The organism is Candidatus Formimonas warabiya (genome assembly GCF_002777255.1).
Classification (GTDB): domain Bacteria; phylum Bacillota; class Dehalobacteriia; order Dehalobacteriales; family Dehalobacteriaceae; genus Formimonas; species Formimonas warabiya.
In genome coordinates this window covers 1,418,871-1,436,700 of the sequence record NZ_CP017634.1, presented here as the reverse complement: position 1 = coordinate 1,436,700, position 17,830 = coordinate 1,418,871, and the positions used below count along the sequence as shown (strand labels likewise).

At 52.9% G+C, this 17,830-nt stretch carries 13 protein-coding genes and 1 riboswitch; of the genes, 12 read left to right on the top strand and 1 reads right to left on the bottom strand.

What is annotated here, in order from left to right; all coding sequences use genetic code 11:
- The first annotated feature begins 31 nt into the window (after positions 1-31).
- From DCMF_RS06815 to DCMF_RS06760, 12 genes are all read left to right on the top strand, one after another.
- A complete protein-coding gene (locus tag DCMF_RS06815; protein ID WP_214659161.1) occupies positions 32-3,703 on the top strand; it encodes a PolC-type DNA polymerase III in 3,672 nt (1,223 codons plus the stop codon).
- A 178-nt stretch (positions 3,704-3,881) separates the two neighbouring features.
- A riboswitch (cyclic di-GMP riboswitch) is annotated at positions 3,882-3,975 on the top strand.
- Between the two features lie 82 nt (positions 3,976-4,057).
- Positions 4,058-4,321, top strand: coding sequence for a hypothetical protein (locus tag DCMF_RS06810; protein ID WP_148133728.1), 264 nt, complete (start codon positions 4,058-4,060; stop codon positions 4,319-4,321).
- 128 nt (positions 4,322-4,449) lie between these two features.
- Entirely contained in the window at positions 4,450-5,658 is a 1,209-nt protein-coding gene (locus DCMF_RS06805) for a glycosyltransferase family 4 protein (protein ID WP_214659160.1), read from the top strand.
- Positions 5,651-7,825, top strand: coding sequence for an alkaline phosphatase family protein (locus tag DCMF_RS06800; RefSeq protein ID WP_148133726.1), 2,175 nt, complete (start codon positions 5,651-5,653; stop codon positions 7,823-7,825). The genes DCMF_RS06805 and DCMF_RS06800 overlap by 8 nt, the downstream gene beginning before the upstream one ends.
- Positions 7,826-7,918: 93 nt before the next feature.
- On the top strand, positions 7,919-8,296 hold the full coding sequence (gene speD / locus DCMF_RS06795; protein ID WP_148133725.1) for an adenosylmethionine decarboxylase: 378 nt from the start codon (positions 7,919-7,921) through the stop codon (positions 8,294-8,296).
- A gap of 227 nt (positions 8,297-8,523) precedes the next feature.
- Positions 8,524-8,754: a hypothetical protein gene (locus DCMF_RS06790; protein ID WP_148133724.1), complete on the top strand. Its 231-nt coding sequence runs from the start codon at positions 8,524-8,526 to the stop codon at positions 8,752-8,754.
- 248 nt (positions 8,755-9,002) lie between these two features.
- Complete coding sequence (locus DCMF_RS06785) at positions 9,003-9,767, top strand: polyprenyl synthetase family protein (RefSeq protein WP_148133723.1); 765 nt, start codon at positions 9,003-9,005, stop codon at positions 9,765-9,767.
- Between the two features lie 45 nt (positions 9,768-9,812).
- The gene (locus tag DCMF_RS06780; RefSeq protein WP_148137772.1) at positions 9,813-10,661 is read left to right on the top strand and encodes a UbiA-like polyprenyltransferase; all 849 of its coding nucleotides are present in this window, start codon (positions 9,813-9,815) and stop codon (positions 10,659-10,661) included.
- A gap of 102 nt (positions 10,662-10,763) precedes the next feature.
- Entirely contained in the window at positions 10,764-11,633 is an 870-nt protein-coding gene (gene galU, locus DCMF_RS06775) for a UTP--glucose-1-phosphate uridylyltransferase GalU (RefSeq protein WP_148133722.1), read from the top strand.
- Between the two features lie 31 nt (positions 11,634-11,664).
- Positions 11,665-13,071, top strand: a complete 1,407-nt coding sequence (locus DCMF_RS06770) for an MBOAT family O-acyltransferase (RefSeq protein ID WP_148133721.1) — start codon at positions 11,665-11,667, stop codon at positions 13,069-13,071.
- Positions 13,072-13,084: 13 nt separating this feature from the next.
- Positions 13,085-14,074: a hypothetical protein gene (locus DCMF_RS06765; RefSeq protein WP_214659159.1), complete on the top strand. Its 990-nt coding sequence runs from the start codon at positions 13,085-13,087 to the stop codon at positions 14,072-14,074.
- A gap of 110 nt (positions 14,075-14,184) precedes the next feature.
- Entirely contained in the window at positions 14,185-14,487 is a 303-nt protein-coding gene (locus DCMF_RS06760) for a hypothetical protein (RefSeq protein WP_148133719.1), read from the top strand.
- A 50-nt stretch (positions 14,488-14,537) separates the two neighbouring features.
- Here DCMF_RS06760 and DCMF_RS06755 read toward each other — a convergent pair whose 3' ends face one another.
- Positions 14,538-17,771, bottom strand: a complete 3,234-nt coding sequence (locus tag DCMF_RS06755; RefSeq protein WP_214659158.1) for a DEAD/DEAH box helicase — start codon at positions 17,769-17,771, stop codon at positions 14,538-14,540.
- Between the last annotated feature and the right edge of the window lie 59 nt (positions 17,772-17,830).

Here is a 17,830-nt window from a genome sequence, read left to right as displayed (position 1 = left end):
CGTGCTTTTTACAACGACATCGAGGTGTATCATGCCAAAATTGGAAAGCTTAATTGCCCAAAGTGGTCTCCCCAGGGAGACCAAAGCTGTTTTCGGGCAGATGAGGATCAAAAAAATTGAGATCGATAAAAGAGAGGGAAATCTCACCCTCCATGTGCAGCTTCCCCAAACCATTTCTCCGGAAGATAAAACATCTTTTTGCCAGGTAGTAAGATCCCAGCTTCCTCAGGTCCGGGAAATTTCCCTGGCCATTGATGTGGTGGAAGAGTCTCTTTCTTTGGAGGATATTGTGACCCGGTTCCGGCCGGATATCACCCAAGCCTTGGAGGAGAAAATCAGCGGCATCAAAAGCTGGCTGGCCCTGGCCGAATGGCAGTGCCGGAAAGAACGGCTGGTGCTGCTGCTGCCGCACCGTTTTGCCATCGAGATCTGTGTCCAAAAAGGGGTCACCCGGGTGCTGGAACAGGTGATCCAGGAAAGGTTCAGCCTGAAGATCAGCGCCGACCTGGAAATGCTGGAAGACATGTCCCGGGATATCGAGCTGCAATGTGAAGAAATCGACCGGGACCAGCTGAATGGGATTGCCTGCGAGCCGGTACCGGAAACGAAGAAAGCTCCGGATCCCGTATCTGAAATTATCCTGGGCAAGGCGATCAAAGGGGAGCCGGTTCCTTTAGACAGTATTGTGGAAGAAGAAAAGAACACCGTGGTCATGGGACGGATTTTTTCCCTGGAAACAAGGGAATTAAGGTCGGGCCGGACTTTGGTGATCTTTGCCCTCACCGATCACACAAACTCCATCACCGTGAAATTGTTTACCGATGAAAAAACACCGGCCGCGGCCTGCGCGTCTTTAAAAGAAGGCTTGTGGGTGAAAGTTCGGGGACCGGTGCAGACGGACAAGTACTCTCAGGAATTGACCCTAATGGCCTATGATATCAACATGGCCCAGGCCCCGGAACGGGTGGACCTGGCTCCGGAAAAGCGGGTGGAACTGCACCTGCATACCAAAATGAGCGCCCTGGACAGTGTGGTGGATACCAGCAAGGTGATTGCCCTGGCGGCCAAATGGGGCCATCCGGCGGTGGCCATTACCGACCACGGCGTAGTGCAGGCCTTCCCCGAGGCCTATGAAGCCGGACAGAAATATAAAATCAAAATTATTTACGGGGTGGAAGGCTACCTGATTGACGATGAAAGCAGCAATACGCCCTGGGATAAGCAGAAATCCGCCCATATCATTATTCTGGTGCAGACCCAGGAAGGATTGTTAAACCTCTATAAATTGATTTCTCTCTCCCACCTGGAATACTATTACCGCACGCCCAGGATTTTAAAGAGCCTGCTGCGCAAGCACCGGGCGGGACTGATTCTGGGCACGGCTTGCGAAGCGGGAGAATTGTTTCGGGCCGTTCTCCAGGGAGCGCCCGAGGACCGCTTAAAAGAAATTGCTTCTTTTTACGATTTTCTCGAGGTTCAGCCTTTGGGCAACAACGAATTCCTCGTGCGCAAGGACGAAGTAGGGGACAGGAAAGACCTGATCCGGCTCAACAAAACCATCATTGAACTGGGCGAAACCATGGAAAAACCGGTGGTGGCCACGGGAGACGTGCATTTTATCGACAGCGGCGACGGCATCTACCGCAAAATCCTGATGGCGGGAAAAGGCTTTGAAGACGAAACCCAGGCTCCTTTGTATTTCCGGACCACGGAAGAAATGCTCCAGGAATTCGCCTACCTGGAGGCAGACGTGGCCCGCAAAATCGTCATCGAAAATCCCAACCGCATCGCGGATTTGGTGGAAGATGTTTTGCCCATTCCCCATGAGCTCTATCCTCCGGAAATTGAGGGGGCAGAGGAGCAGGTCCAGGAAATGACCATGGGCACGGCCACAGCCAGGTACGGAAAGAATCTGCCCGGGATTGTCCAGGCCCGGCTGGATAAAGAACTAAACTCTATCATTACCCACGGCTTTTCCGTGCTCTACCTGATTGCCCATAAACTGGTGAAGAAATCCAATGACGACGGCTACCTGGTCGGCTCCCGGGGATCGGTGGGCTCCTCGCTGGTGGCGACCATGATGGGGATTACCGAGGTGAACCCGCTGCCGCCCCATTACTTGTGCACCCAGTGCCATTACAGCGAGTTTATCACCGACGGTTCCATCGCCGCCGGCCCCGACCTGCCCGACAAAAAGTGCCCCAAGTGCGGGAATCCTTTGACCAAAGACGGCCACGATATTCCCTTTGAAACTTTTCTGGGCTTCAAAGGGGACAAGACGCCGGATATTGACCTCAATTTCTCCGGGGACTACCAGCCCCGGGCCCATAAATATGTGGAAGAATTATTCGGGAAAAATCACGTTTTTCGGGCCGGGACCATTGCCACCATTGCGGAACGCACGGCCTACGGCTTTGTGAAAAACTATCTGGACGACAACAAAATCGTGGTGCGGGAAGCGGAAATCAACCGTCTGGTGGCCGGGTGCTCCGGCGTGAAAAGAACCACCGGGCAGCATCCCGGCGGTCTGATGGTGGTGCCGAAAAACCTGGATATTCACAAGTTTTCTCCCATCCAGCGCCCCGCCGACGATGTCAAGTCCGATATCGTCACCACCCATTTTGATTACCATTCCATCAGCAGCCGTCTGGTCAAGCTGGATATTCTGGGTCATGACGATCCTACCGTGATCAAAATGCTGGAAGATTTAACCGGGGTTGATGCCAAAAAAATTACCCTGGACGACAAAGAGACCATGTCCCTCTTTTCCGGCGTGGAAATGCTCAAGGTACAGCCGGAGGAGATCCGGTCCAATATCGGCACCTACGGGGTGCCCGAGTTTGGCACCAAATTTGTGCGCCAGATGCTGGAGGATACCAGGCCCAGCTCTTTCTCGGAACTGGTGCGCATCAGCGGATTTTCCCACGGCACCGACGTCTGGCTCAATAATGCCCAGGACTTCATCAAGTCAGGGACGTGCAAACTGTCGGAAGCCATCTCTACCCGGGATGACATCATGGTCTATCTCATTTATAAAGGACTGGATCCCCAGACCGCCTTCAAAATCATGGAAGACGTGCGCAAAGGGAAGGGGGTCAAAGCCGAGTACGAAGAGATCATGAAAGAGAATCAGGTTCCCCCCTGGTATATTGAGTCGTGCAAAAAAATTAAGTATATGTTTCCCAAGGCCCACGCCACCGCCTATGTGACCATGGCTTTCCGCATTGCCTGGTTTAAGGTAAACTGCCCGGAAGCCTTTTATACCACCTTTTTCTCCGTGCGGGCGGACGAATTTGACGCAGATTTGATTGTCAAAGGCGCCAAAACGGTCTGGCGCACCATTGAGGAAATCGAAGCCAAAGGCAACGAGGCGTCCCAGAAAGAAAAAAATATGGTGATCATCCTGGAAGTGGCCCTGGAGATGTTCCAGAGAGGGATCAAGCTTCTGCCCGTCAGTATCGAGCATTCTGCGGCCACCCGGTTTCAAATTACCCCGGAAGGCATCCTGCCGCCCTTTGCCAGCCTGCAGGGCTTAGGCGTCACCGCGGCCCAGAATTTGGTGGAGGCGCGCAGTGAAAAACCCTTTAGCACCTGGGACGATATCCGGACCCGGAGCCGGGCCAGCAAAACGGTGATCGACATCATGGCCGCCCACGGATGCCTGGAACACCTGCCCCAGACCAGTCAGATGGCCCTTTTCTAGAGATGAGTTGTTGAGTTGAGTCGGTTGAGTCAGGGGACGGTTCTCTGACTCATCGGGATTTGCTTTTCGGGGAGAAGTGAGTCAGAGAACCGTCCCCTGACTCAACTCAACATGATTCGGAAAAAAATTTCCATTTTTTCTTCTCTTTTTCTGTCGAAATATGGTATAATGCAAACGTAGGCTTGTAGGGCATACCTGAGCGAAAGCCGGGGACGCAAAGCTAAGGGTCTAAGTCGCATGTGCATATGCGATAAGACAGCCTGGTTTCCAAAGCCATGCCATATTAAAGGACAACCTCCTGATATTGGTATGGTGTCATATTCCATCATCTTTCCACCAAGGGGAGGTTTTTTCATGAGCTTTATTTTTAGTTTGTTCGGAAATACCGACAAGGCCAAAACATCGCTTCCGGAATTAGAAGCCATTCAGTCCTTAAAAAAGCAACTGGTGGATGTGGGTTTTGCTTCTGATGAAGTGGAATTTATGATCAGAAGCCACAGCCATAAAAGAAGCCTTTTGGACATGGGAACAGATGACCTGAGGAACATCAAAGAACTGCTCAGCGTGCAGCTGGACATCGCCCGAAGATGCCTTAATCTGGCAAATCAAAAAGACTAGAAGAATACGAGCTGCTTGTCAATTGAAAAGTATGCAAAAAATACATGTTGGGGTATTTTTTGCATACTTTTTTTTTTCGGGGCCACACTAATTAATTAGTAAGAATAACCATGATCGAGGTCAAAAAAATGAATATTCTTCATGTGGTCCGGCCTGCTGAAGGAGGCATGAAAAACCATGTTTTATCCTTATTAAAGCACCTGGACAAAGAAAAATATCATTTCGTTCTTTGCTGCCCGGATGGGGAAGAGTGGGGTTCTCTGCTTTCCGGTACCGGGGTTCAGGTAAGGGAGTGTCCCCTGAAAGGAGAAATATCTCCCTGGTCGGATGTGCACAGTATCTTAAAACTGGTCAATATGATCAAGAGCCTGAATATTGATGTGGTCCACACCCATGGCATGAAGGCGGGCCTGGTGGGACGCATTGCCGGCCAATTGGTGCGGTCTTCCGGGAAAATCGGCGGGGGTCATCGCCCCTTTGCCTCCCCGGGACCCTATTTAATCTCCACGGTCCATAATTCTATCTATCAATATGCCCTGCCCGAGTATCAGAAACGGTTCCTGTCCACCCTGCAAAAATATTTGGCCCGGCAGACGGACAAATTCGTTACCGTTTCCCAGGCCCTGAAAACCGAAATCATGGCTTGGGAAGGGATTCAGGAGAAAAACATCGAGGTAATTTACAACGGCATCCCCGTCGACTCTTTTACCAAGAAAAGCTCTCCTTATCTGAAAATACGGTTGGGCTTAAACCCCATTACCCCGGTGGTGGGCACCGTGGCCCGTCTGGCTCCCCAAAAAGGGGTGGAATTCTTCGTCCAGGCGGCCTTCCTGGTGTCCCAGATCATCGACACGGTGCAATTTCTCGTAGTGGGGGAAGGTCCCCTGAAAAAAGAACTGCAGCGCCAGGCCGAGCGTCTGGGGCTGAGAGGCAAAATCATCTTTACCGGCCATTATGCGGATGTGAGCGAGATCTATCCTCTGATGGATGTTTTTGCTGTCCCTTCTTTATCGGAAGGCCTCTCCATTACCACCATTGAAGCCATGGCCGCCCAGCGGCCCATCGTCGCCAGCGCCGCCGGAGGCATTCCGGAGCTGATCTCCCACCGGCAAACGGGATTTCTCGTGCCTCCCGGGGATCATCAGGCCCTGGCCCACGGGATTTTAGAACTCTTAAAAAGACCCAAATGGTCGGAGAAACTGGCCAAGGCGGCCCGGCAGAAAGCCCAGGCCCAATTTACCATCGAACAAATGGTCCGGCAAACCGACGACCTTTATCAGCAGATTGCAGGGGGACGGGAAATAGCCGGCTTTCAAAGGAGATATGCCCATGCGTAAAATCTTGTTTTTGCTGCTGATTCTGCTGGTGACCTTGCCCCAGGAAAGTGCCTGGGCCCAACCCGCCAAAAAAGCAGTGCTGGTGCTGGTGGATTATGTTACCCTGCAGGAACTGAAAGAGGCGCCCATGCCGACCCTGCACCGCATGATCCGGGAAGGCGGCTTAAGCCTGATCAACACCAATACGGCCGGGTCCCGGGTCCGGGAAAACAGCTGTGTCACCATCGGCGCGGGCCGGGTCGCTTTAGGGAGCAGCAAGGCGGGACTGGCCTTCGGGGCCTGGGAAAATTACCAGGATGAGGCGGCGGGGGAAATTTACCGGCGGCGTACGGGACAAGTACCGGATCCGGACAGCATGGTCAATTTAGACATTGCCGAGATCCTGAGAAGCAATGAGGAAAAAAGCAATACCGGGTACCCCGGGCTTCTGGGGGAAAGACTACACCGGGCCGGATTGAAAACTGCGGTCATTGGCACGGCAGACAGCGGAGAACGTTACGACCGGCACGGGGCGGCAATTGCCATGGACCGGTCGGGAAGGGTGGATTTCGCCTATACGGGAGAACAGCTGCTGCGGGCAGACGGGGAGAACCTGCTTCTCCTGTCCGCCAATTATGACCAGATGGGGGTTGCCCTGGAAGATGCCTTGAAAAAAGCGGATTTTATCGTCGTGGAGACAGGAGACACTACCCGCCTGGTGCAACAAAAAGATCTGGCTCTGGACCGGGTGTTTTTGGAAAGCAAACAGCAGACTTTAGGGGAAATTGACCGCTTTCTCGCCGGCCTCATTCCTACCGTGGAAAAATATCAGACCCTGGTGATGGTGGCAGCGCCCACACCTTCCCGGGAAGCCATCGAAGAAAGGAATTTGGTGACCCCCCTGATTTATTGGAAGAAAGACGGGGAGGCGGGATTTCTCACCTCAGGCACCACCCGGCGTGAGGGCATTGTCGCCAATACGGATATTGCGCCCACCGTGCTGGATTTTTTCGGGCTGCCTGTGCCGGAGGATATGTCCGGGCGGCCGGTGCGCGTGGTCCCGGCACAAAATACCCTGGCATCCCTGCTTACCCTCAACGACCAGCTGGCTTTTGTCAACAAAGCCCGGTCTCCTCTGGTCAAGGGGTATGTTTTAGGGCAGATTATTGTGGTTTTGGTGACGGTCTTATCCTTGTTTTATCCGGGAAAAATATCAAGATACATGCAGCCCGTGCTGCTGGCCCTGGCTTCGATACCTCTAATCTTCCTAATCTTAGGGGCCTTCCCGGGGCCTTCCCTGAGCCGGTATATTTTCACCGGCCTGGTGTTCACCGTCGCTGTGACGGCACTGTGCCTATCCACGGTTTTGTATCATGACCTGGCCCCTTTTCTGACGGTTTCTTTGCTTACGGCCGGGACCCTGCTTGTGGATTTGGGCCTGGGGGCCCCTCTGATGCAGAAGTCGGTACTGGGCTATGACCCCATGGGGGGAGCCAGGTACTATGGCATCGGCAATGAATATATGGGCGTGTGGATTGGCGCCGCGATCATGGCCACCGCCTCCCTGCTGCAGATCACCAGGCATCAGAAAATCTTTCTTTGGGCAGCGACAGGGGTCTTCTTTCTGATTATCTTCATGATGGCTTCGCCCAGGATCGGCAGCGAAGCGGGAGGATCCCTTGCGGCAGTAGTGGGATTCGGTTATACCATTTATTCCATGCTTCCGGTAAAAATCTCCAGAAAACAATTGGCCCTTGCCGCCGCCGGCATGCTTATTTTTCTCGTTTCCTTTGCCCTCTGGGATGCCCATCAGGCTGTAGGGGTCCAGTCCCATTTTGGCCGCACCATTAATTTGGTAAGAACAAACGGAATGTCCGAAGCATACAATATCATCGTGAGAAAAGTTGCCTTAAACCTGAAACTGATCCGGTGGACCATTTGGAGCCAGGTATTCCTGGTCACCCTGCTGGCTACCGCCCTGCTTTTCTACCGGCCCGTAGGATTGATGAAAAAGGTGAGCGAAAAATATCCCTTTTTGACGAAAGGATTTTGGGGTGTGGTGATCGGCAGCTTACTGGCCCTGATTTTGAATGATTCCGGCATCGTGGCGGCCGCCACCATGAGCATCTTTGCCGCCGCCCCCCTGATCTTTGTACTGATCAAGGAGCAGGGGACCCGGACCCCATAAAATATTATTGACAATCACCTTGTTTATGCTAAAATGTAATCTGTTGAAATAAACCCCGGGGTAAAAAGGGAATCAGTAAGGGAGGAATGATAGTTGAGGGCTTTAGGTCGTCATGTACTGGCAGAATTTTATGGGTGTCCGTTCGATGTGCTGAACGATATCAAAAGGGTTGAACAGACGATGGTTAAAGCTGCCTTAGAAGCAGGAGCAGAGGTGAGGGAATTTGTATTCCATAAGTTTAGTCCCCAGGGAGTCAGTGGGGTGGTCGTGATCTCCGAATCACACCTGGCGATCCATACTTGGCCGGAACTGGGGTATGCGGCCGTAGATGTTTTTACCTGCGGCGACAAAGTCGATCCTTGGGACGCATGTAATTACTTGGTGGAAAAATTCCGGGCGGAACACATGGATGCGAAGGAAATTCATCGTGGTACGGATGTTCTTCTCCCCCAGGTAGCTGTTAATATTTAGGAGGGATATTTATTTTACCAGGCTGTACAAGAGAAACATATAGCCACATAGTTCCATAAAAGCCTTTCAATACATAAAGTGTTGAAGGGCTTATTTATTGTCCAGGAGGATTTTCCCGGGAAAAAGAGAATAGAACAAAGATATCCGCCAAGACATGGGGGCATGTCCCGCTCTTTGGCATTGAGGACCGGTGGCGCAGATGGGGAAGGGCTTGAACCGGAGGATCAATGCCTGCGGGTGAGATGTTTTTTCATCGGTTTGGGAGAATGCATAAACCAGAAGCGGTAATAGGTTCCCCCCGCACCATCCGTATAAAACTTGAAAATGCGCAAGAAGTCAAAGGTTTTATCCAGGTAAGGCATGTAAAACACCTTGCTTCCTTGTTTCTTAAAAAAATATTACCGCAAAGGGAAAGAAAAACAGGTCAAAATTTGCACATCCGCAAAACAAATTATTGATGAAAGAACGAAATTCAGACAATAACCCCGACATTTCGTCCTGACCTCTTTCCCATCTTGCCGGAATGTGAAAAATAGGGTATGATATCACAGATACGAAGAAGTATCCGGATTAGGAAAATGAAGTATGAAAATATGGAAAGGTATCCTTCCTGAAATAATGCTATAATAGAAATAAAAATGATACCGTGAAACCAATGAACCCCTGCCGCCCGTATGCGACTTTTACTTTCTGCTAGGAGGAAACAATGCTTACGTCCATCCAAGCCGAGCTTAATGCTGTTTTTGCCCAAATCGAAGAAGATTGTCACCTTAAATCCGGGCATCTTTCAGAATTTATTCCCGGCTTTCAGCTGAATCCCATAGATGTCTATTTGCGACCCACCCTGGTTTTGCTGTCGGCCAAGCTTTTTCAAGGCTGTCTCAAAAAACCTGCCGTCCTGGCCGGTGTGGTCCAGCTCATCTTTATCGCCCAGGAAATCCATAATCGCATTCCCGATGACTGTGCCAAGGAAGCGCCCCAGTTTCCCGTGCTGGTGGGGGATTATCTGTTCAGTAAATTTTTCAAAAAATTAAGCGACCATAACCTTTTGGAATGGCTGGCCCCTCTGGCCTCGGTGATCTGCGAGATGAATGAGGGAGGGGTGGTCCGGCACGAGGTGCTGGATCGCGGCTTAGCCGGTGAGGAAGCATGCCTGGAAGTGATCCGCCGGGAACACGGCCTGCTCAGCGCCCTGGCCTGCAAGATCGGCAGCTCTGTGGCGGGAGCCGCCAAGGAAAAGGCAGAGGCCCTGGAACAGTTTGGCCTGAAATTGGGCATGGCCTGGGGCATCATTAAAGAAAAGCGCCATCTTTCTCCCGTGGGTTTGCTTAACGAAGCGAAAGATTCGCTCGCAAAAGTTCCTTTCGGCCCGGAACGGGATCTGATGCTGGAATTAGTGGACCAAATCAGGGAAATGGCCTTGCCCCACCCGGGAACCGCCCCTGTGGAGAAAAGTGCCGCGGCGTATTAATTCGGGAACCGGGAAATGATAAAAACGGAGAAGAAAAATGGCGCAATGCACAAATTGAAAGTATTCTTGGAAATGATTAAATTTGAACATACTGTCTTCGCCCTTCCTTTCGCCTATCTGGGCGCTTTTTTAGCTTCCCGCGCCGTACCGGGCGCAAGGGAGCTGGTCTATATCACCCTGGCCATGATCGGGGCGAGAACTGCGGCGATGAGCCTGAACCGCTTGATTGACCGGCATATCGACGCCCTCAATCCCCGTACGGCCCAAAGGGCCGTTCCGGCCGGGCTGCTCAAGGCTTCCGAGGTGTGGATTTATGCGGCGGCGTCCTTTGCCTTATTGTATTATGCGGCGCACCAGCTTTCTCCCCTGGCCGTGAAGCTAATGCCCGTTGCCGTTTTTGTGCTGGTGATTTATTCCTATACCAAGCGCTTTACCTGGCTGTGCCATGTGGTTTTAGGCGCGGCCCTGGGCCTGGCGCCCATGGGGGCCTGGGTAGCCGTCACCAATACCCTGCCTGCGTCCGCCTGCCTGCTGGGCATTGCCGTTACCTGCTGGGTGGCCGGATTTGATATTATTTATGCCTGCCAGGATTATGATTTTGACCGCCGCACCGGTCTCCACTCCATTCCCGCCCGCTTTGGCCTGAAGAGAGCCCTGGAGATTTCCGCCTTTTTGCACGGGCTGGCCCCGGTGCTGCTGGCCTGGACCGGCTACATCACGGGCCTGGGTCTGCCTTATTACCTGGGGGTGCTGGGGGCCACGGCTCTTTTGTACCACGAACACCGGCTGGTGAATCCCCATGATTTAAGCAAGCTGAATGTGGCTTTTATGAATATGAACGGCTATCTGAGCGCCCTGGTCTTTGTTTTTGCCCTGGTGGATATCCTCTTTTGAACACGGTGTCCGGACAGAAAAAAGCTAACCCCGGGTTGGCTTGCGCCGGAAAGGTCAGGGAACCGGGTGTAAAATGTTGAGATTCGATGATGAGGTGAAAAGATGAAAATTAAAACAGCAATCATTCCCGCCGCCGGCCTGGGCATCCGCTTCCTGCCCGCGACCAAGGCCCAGCCCAAAGAAATGCTGCCCATCGTGGACAAGCCCACCATCCAGTATATCGTGGAAGAAGCGGTGGCCTCCGGGATCGAGGATATTCTCATTGTCACGGGGCGGGGGAAAAGGGCCATTGAGGACCATTTCAACATGTCTTACGAATTGGAAACGGAATTGGCGCGCAAGGAAAAATACCAGTGGCTGGAGATGGTCCAGGATATTTCCCGCATGGCGGACGTCCACTATGTGTTCCAGAAACAGGCCCTGGGTTTGGGGCATGCCATTTACTGCGCCCGCAAGTTTGTCAAGGAGGAGCCTTTTGCCGTGCTTCTGGGCGACGATGTGATCCGGTCCGGCCGGCCCTGCCTGGGCCAGTTGATGGAGGTTTATGAAAAATACGGCTCCGGCGTGGTGGGGGTCCAGCCTGTTCCGGACCGGGACGTAAGCAAATACGGCATTATCAAAGTCCAGGGCAGGGAAGAAAATGTCTATGAGATCGAAGACCTGATGGAAAAACCGGCCCCGGACAAAGCCCCGTCCAATTTGGCCATTATGGGCCGCTACATCATTGAGCCGGAAATCTTCCCCATCCTGGAAAAACAGCCTCCGGGGGCGGGGGGAGAGATTCAGCTGACGGATGCCCTGCGCACCCTGAACGGCCGGCACAAGATGTACGGTTACCGGTTCGAGGGAAAACGCTACGACGTCGGGGACAAGCTGGGCTTTTTGAAAGCAACCGTGGATTTTGCCCTGGAACGGGAAGATTTGAGGGATGCCTTTGGGGACTTTATTCGGGAAAAATCCCGGAGCTTATAGGAAGGAAAGTATTTAACCGAGGTTACGGCACATGTTATTTCAGACACCGGAATTCTTTTTTCTTTTGCTCTTGAGCAGTCTTTTCTACTGGGCCTTTCCAAAGGGGCGCGTCTATATCTTAGGCGTGGCCAGCGCTGTTTTCTACGGCTGGGCAGGTACCGGGTACCTGATTCTTTTTGCGGTCATGTCGGTGTGCACCTACCTCTGCTCGGTTTATTTGTACCGCACGGGGCGAAGGATCTTCCTCTGGCTGGGCCTGCTCATCAATTTGGGCAACCTGGTTTTTTTCAAGTATGCCCTTTTTCTGCTCCGGGAGATCACCGGCCTCACCGGCCTGGTGCTGGTGCCCCCGGGCAGTATTCTGGGCCAGCTCGTTCTCCCCATCGGCATCTCCTTTTACACCTTCCAACTGGTTGCCTACCTGGTCGATGTTTCCCGCGGGGAAATTGTTCCCCCTTCTCTGGTGCGGTTTTGGGTATTTATTTCTTTTTTTGCCCAGCTGGTGGCCGGACCGATCATGCGGGGAAAGGATTTCCTGCCTCAGGTAGCCCGGCTGGAAAAGGTGAGGTTTCAAGCCGGGCTGGTGAAATGGGGCATTTTTTTCATTGCCCTGGGCCTGTTCAAAAAGGTAGTGGTCGCGGACCATATTGCCCCGGCGGTGGACTGGTTTTTTGCCCGTCCCCGCTACGTCTCCGGTCTCCAGGCCTGGCTGGGGGCCTATCTCTTCGGCTTTCAGATTTACCTGGATTTTTCCGGGTACAGCGATATCGCCCTGGGTCTGGGCAAACTTTTCGGCCTGGAGCTGACCCGTAACTTTGCCACCCCCTATTTCAGCCGCAACCCTTCCGAGTTCTGGCGACGCTGGCACATTACCCTGTCCGGCTGGGTGCGGGACTATATCTATATTCCCCTGGGCGGGTCCCGAAAAGGGCCGGCCCGGAGAAATATCAACCTTTTCCTGGCCATGACTGTCTGCGGCTTCTGGCACGGGGCGGCCTGGACCTTTCTCATCTGGGGGGCCTTTCATGGTCTGGTCCTGGTCATTTACCACCAGGTGAAATCCCGGTGGTCTTTTGCCTTTCTCAGTGAGCAAGCCCGGCATCTCCTGTCCGTTTTCCTCACCTGGCAGATCGTCACCCTGGGATGGGTGTTTTTCCGGGCTCCCAGCCTGCCCAAGGCTTTTACCTACATCGGCCACATGTTCCTGGGCTTTGGGCTGAACGACCTCCTGAGCAACAAGAAAAGCCTGCTCCTGGTGGCTCTTTTGGGCATTTTCCACTGGGGAGAGGACCGTTTCCTGAGCAATCCCGCTCCTGTCGTCGCCCAATGGGCCAAGGTGCCCGCTTTTTGCCGGGGCCTGGTCTATTTTTTCATTTTCGGCCTGATCCTGGCCGGTTTGCCCAACGGGCTGCAGCAGTTTATTTATTTTCGTTTCTGAAAAAGGTGAGCCTATGAACATATTCCGGAAATCTTTCTTTTGGTTTTTGATCTTCCTGATGGCCTTTGAATTTCTCATTGCCCGCAATCTGGCTTTTTACGGGCTGGCTCCCACCAGCAGTGTGGGCCAGATCTCCTCTTTGCTGAAGATCTTTGACCGTCAGGACAAAGAAAAAATCCGCTGGCTGGTGCTGGGGGACTCCCAAAGCAGGGACGCCATCCGGCCCACCCTGGTGGCCCGGGAACTGGGCCAGGATCCCGGCTCTATCTTTAACCTGAGCATCAACGCCGGCAAGCCTACGGACTTCGAATACCTGCTCCGCCAGGTGGTTCCCCGGCTGCCCAACCTCCAGGGCGTGATTATCACGGTCAACGAACACTATTTTGACCGCAAGGACGTCCAGTATGATCCCAAGTTCCGCTTTATCGCCGGGCTCGGGGACCGGGCCGCCGTCCCGGGACCGGAGCGCAAGGCGGACCTGGTTTTGAGCTGGCTTTCTTACACCTACGGCATGCGCCTGCAGTGGTGGGAAACCATGAAGATGGTTTTCCGGGGGGAAACCGCCCCGGACACCGATGCCTATCCGGGAGGCCTTGCCCCGGTCAGCGACAGCACAGAAGAGCATTACACGGTAAAATACGCGAAAGAACTCTCTACTTCCTGGCTGCTGGACTTCCGCCTGCCCGGACCGGAATCCGGGGCCCTGGAAAGAACGCTCCAGTTTCTCGATGGGCAAAACCTGTCCTGGCAAATGGTCTATCTGCCCAAGACGGCTTTGATCGACCGCATTATAGATGAAAAATTCTGCCGCCAGGAGCAGGAATTTTTCGCCTACGTCGAGGACCTGGCCGCCCGGCACCGGAAAAAGCTCTACCGGGATTTCCCCGGCCTCACCTATGACTGCTTCCGGGACGTGAACCACATGAATGAAAAGGGCGCTGAAAAAATGGCTCCCCGCATGGGGGAGATTATTCGCCAGATGGCTGAGAAAAAAATAAGTTGACATCTTTTGTCTAATCCTGTAATATTTAACCATAGAACATGCGTTCTGACTTATCTTCTATTTATTATTTTCTGGTAATCTAGTAAAATAGGATAGGAGGGGGAGTAAAGGTGACCGACAGAGAATTATTGGAATTATTAGTCGACAAAGTAACCGGGATGGAAGACAGGTTTGAAACCCGGTTTGTTTCCCTGGAAAACCGGATGGGATCCATGGAAACGGAAATGACAGGCTTCAGAACGGAAATGACAGGCTTCAGAACGGAAATGACAGGCTTTAGAACGGAAATGAAAGAGTTTAGAAAAGAAGTCAACGACAAATTAGATAATCTGCAAACTCAATCCGATGTCATCGCCATTCATGTCTTGAAACATACGGAAATCCTGCACAAACTGACCGGCCGCACCGCATAAGATACATATTTATATAGGTTTGACTACCGTCTAGGACGGTAGTTTCTTATTTATATTTCCAGAATCTCTTTAATCTCCTGCTCATTCAATTGGGACAAAAAGGTTTCTCCCGGGGCAATCACCTGACGGATCATTTCCTTTTTCCTTTGCTGCAGCTCATAGATTTTTTCTTCAATGGTTCCCAAAGAAATAAACTTCAGAACATGGACGTTTTTCACCTGGCCGATGCGGTGGGCCCGGTCGGTGGCCTGGTCTTCCACAGCCGGGTTCCACCAGGGATCAAAATGGATCACCGTATCGGCTCCGGTCAGATTCAAACCCGTGCCTCCGGCCTTGAGGGAAATCAGAAAGAGATCTCTTTCACCCCGGTTAAAGGCGTCCACCAGTTCCAAGCGTTCTTTGGCGTCCACGGCGCCGTCCAGGTAAAAATAGGGGCGCTTTTCCCGGTCCAGCATGTGCCGGATGATGGAAAGCATGCTGGTAAACTGGGAAAACAAGAGGCACCGGTGGCCCCCCGCCCGCAAGTCCGCCAGGGTCTCCGCCAGCTGGGTCAGCTTGCCGCTCTCGCCCTGATAATTCTCCAGAAACAGGGAAGGGTGGCAGCAAATCTGTCTTAAACGGGTCATGCCGGCCAGGATTTTGATCCGGCTTTTCTCAAAGCCATTCTGCGCAATCTCTCCCGCGATTTCTCCTTTAATGCGCTCCAAATAGGCGAGATAAACCTTTTTCTGCTCCCGGGTCAGCTCGGAAATCATTTTCAACTCGATTTTTTCCGGCAGTTCCTGCTCCACATCCTGTTTCAGACGGCGCAGGATAAAAGGCCGTACTTTCCGGGACAATTCCCCCAGGGCCTCTTTCCCGTTCCCCTGTTTCAGCGGGGTTATGTATTTTTGCACAAACTTCGCATAGGGAGGGAGATAGCCGGGCATGAGGAAGTCGAAAATGGACCACAGCTCACTGAGGGAGTTTTCAATGGGCGTGCCCGTCAAAGCAAAAAAGTTCCGGGCGGCAAGCAGCTTCACGGACCGGGCCGTTAAAGAGCTGGGATTTTTAATATACTGGGCCTCATCCAGGATGCAGGCGCTGAAGTTCATGCCCCGGTAACGGGAAATATCTCTCCGGATTAAAGGGTAGGAGGTGATGACCACGTCCGCTGCCGGGACTCCGTCCAGCTGGACGGCCCGTTCCTCCTTAGTGCCGGAGACGACCAGCGTTTTCAAATCCGGGGAAAACCGGCGGATTTCCGCCTGCCAGTTGAAGAGCACGGAAGACGGGACCACCACCAGGACCGGCGCCGGGTCCGTCTGGCGCTCGGAATGGATAAAGCTGATCGCCTGCACCGTTTTGCCCAGGCCCATATCGTCGGCCAAAATCCCCCCAAACCCGTAAAAAGCCAAAGATTTCAGCCATTTAAAGCCGGTCTTTTGATAATCCCGCAGCACCGGATCCAGGTGGGCAGGCGGGAGGAAGTCCGTATCCTCCGGCTCCCGGATGCTTTGGGCCAGTTCTTTAAAAGTCTTGTCTTTGCGGAAATGGCGCAGCCGGTTTTCCTGAAAAAAGCTGTCCAGGTACATGGCCCGGTACTTGGGCACCTGCACCCGGCCGGAGGCCAGGTCTTCCTGTTTCAGGTCCAGGCCGTCCAAGAAATCGGCCATATCCGTCAGTTCCTCGGAGGCCAGGGGAAGAAAAGAGCCGTCCTTGAGCCGGTAGTATTTTTTCTTTTCCCGGATCGCCCCATAAAGGGCAAAAAGCTCTTCCCGGTTGATCCCTTCCAATTCAAAGTCCAGTTCCAGCAGGTTTAACTCCCCGTTTAGGGTCACCTTTCCTTTGAAATGGGGAGCTGGCTTTTTGCTCATGTGCTGAAAGCGCTCGCTGTAAAAAACATCAGCCAGGCGCTGCAGTTCCGGAAGAAGCCGGTAGACAAAATCATAGATCACTTCCTCTTCCTCCAGGTAAATCATGGGTCCGGCCACCCGGAACCGGCTGTTCTCAAAAAAGGCCAGCACCGCTTTTTCTTTTTCCGCATCCCGGAGCAGAATGTGTTCCGGGTCCGGGCCCTGATCCCGGTCCGGGGCAAAAGGATTGATGGTGCGGTCCCCGTAGACAAACTTCACCTCGGCGGTAATGCGGTCCTCTTCCGCGTCCAGATAGATTTCCGCCTGGAGGGGCCGTTCCACGATTTTATCGGCCAGACTGGGGTGGATCGCCAGCCGTCCGGCTTTTTTCACATGGGGCAGGAGCTCGGAGACAAAACGCTCCTTATCTTCCTTCAAAAACACCAGGGCCTGACCGGAGGTCTGCTGCAGCCCCTGCAGGAAAGGGAGCAGGATCCGGTGCTGTTCATGAGAGAGATGATGCACATTTCCCTGGTAGAAAAAATAATCTCCCCCGCCGGTTAAAGGCACCATATTTTCCCTGGCGTTCCACCGGAGGACCAGGTTTTGCCCGGTTTCCTCCAGGGAGAAAACCACCGGGATCTCTTCTTCCCGCACCGTGACGCCCCGGTAAAGCACATCCTGCAGCAGCAGGGAAAAGATGCGGCCCTGCATCAGGGTAAACCACCTCTTCAGGATGGCCTCAGGAAGGAGCAGTTCCTTGCCCTCAAAAGGGCCTTTCACCCCCCGGAAATACTGGTCGGGCAAAGACAAATGATAAACCTGGTAGACCTCCTGAAAGAGGGAGAGCATCTCCCGGTCCGCCGGGCTAAAACAATGCACATGGGGATCATAGGTAAAATTCTTGCTGAATTCCAGCGTTTTTCCCGCCCCGATGGCCTCCAAAAAGGATTTGATGTTTTTCACCACATAGGTTCTTTCCTCTCCCACACTCAAAGTGAGGGAGGCGTAATTTTTACTCCCCCGGCCCGGCCGGTAATGAAAAATCAGGGTGGGCTCCAGCACCAGTTCCCGCTGGTAAGCAGGGTCACCGGTGTCAAAATAGCTGAAAATCTCCCGGGTCAATTGCTTTGCCCGGGATGTATCCACATTCTGGGACAGCTGCTTGTTATTCTTGATGGACAAAAGAACGGCCACGGTATGCTTGCAAAAACCGAAATATTTATGAAAGGCCGGGCAAGTGCAGGCATATTGCTTCAGATAGCCCTCCCGGTCGAAGCCGATTTGCACCGTATAGGCTGATGTGCCCTGGACGGTGGCGGTAAAATGCCCGTCCTTTTCCCGGTAGAGCAGCCGGGTCACCCTGCCCTGATGGTAATAGGACAGGCCTTTTTCATAAATACCCTCGGCACAATGGGATTGAATCATTTTGTCGGATAGATAGAACATAGTCAAGCCTCTCATTACTAGTATCTTAAACATTAATCATAGCATAAATCGGCCGGAAA

Excerpts from the sequence above, each read along its gene's own strand:
- DCMF_RS06815 (WP_214659161.1), top strand. The coding sequence starts at position 32 with ATGCCAAAATTGGAAAGCTTAATTGCCCAAAGTGGTCTCCCCAGGGAG.
- DCMF_RS06810 (WP_148133728.1), top strand. The coding sequence starts at position 4,058 with ATGAGCTTTATTTTTAGTTTGTTCGGAAATACCGACAAGGCCAAAACA.
- DCMF_RS06805 (WP_214659160.1), top strand. The coding sequence starts at position 4,450 with ATGAATATTCTTCATGTGGTCCGGCCTGCTGAAGGAGGCATGAAAAAC.
- DCMF_RS06800 (WP_148133726.1), top strand. The coding sequence starts at position 5,651 with ATGCGTAAAATCTTGTTTTTGCTGCTGATTCTGCTGGTGACCTTGCCC.
- DCMF_RS06790 (WP_148133724.1), top strand. The coding sequence starts at position 8,524 with ATGCCTGCGGGTGAGATGTTTTTTCATCGGTTTGGGAGAATGCATAAA.
- DCMF_RS06785 (WP_148133723.1), top strand. The coding sequence starts at position 9,003 with ATGCTTACGTCCATCCAAGCCGAGCTTAATGCTGTTTTTGCCCAAATC.
- DCMF_RS06780 (WP_148137772.1), top strand. The coding sequence starts at position 9,813 with ATGCACAAATTGAAAGTATTCTTGGAAATGATTAAATTTGAACATACT.
- galU (WP_148133722.1), top strand. The coding sequence starts at position 10,764 with ATGAAAATTAAAACAGCAATCATTCCCGCCGCCGGCCTGGGCATCCGC.
- DCMF_RS06770 (WP_148133721.1), top strand. The coding sequence starts at position 11,665 with ATGTTATTTCAGACACCGGAATTCTTTTTTCTTTTGCTCTTGAGCAGT.
- DCMF_RS06765 (WP_214659159.1), top strand. The coding sequence starts at position 13,085 with ATGAACATATTCCGGAAATCTTTCTTTTGGTTTTTGATCTTCCTGATG.
- DCMF_RS06755 (WP_214659158.1), bottom strand. The coding sequence starts at position 17,771 with ATGTTCTATCTATCCGACAAAATGATTCAATCCCATTGTGCCGAGGGT.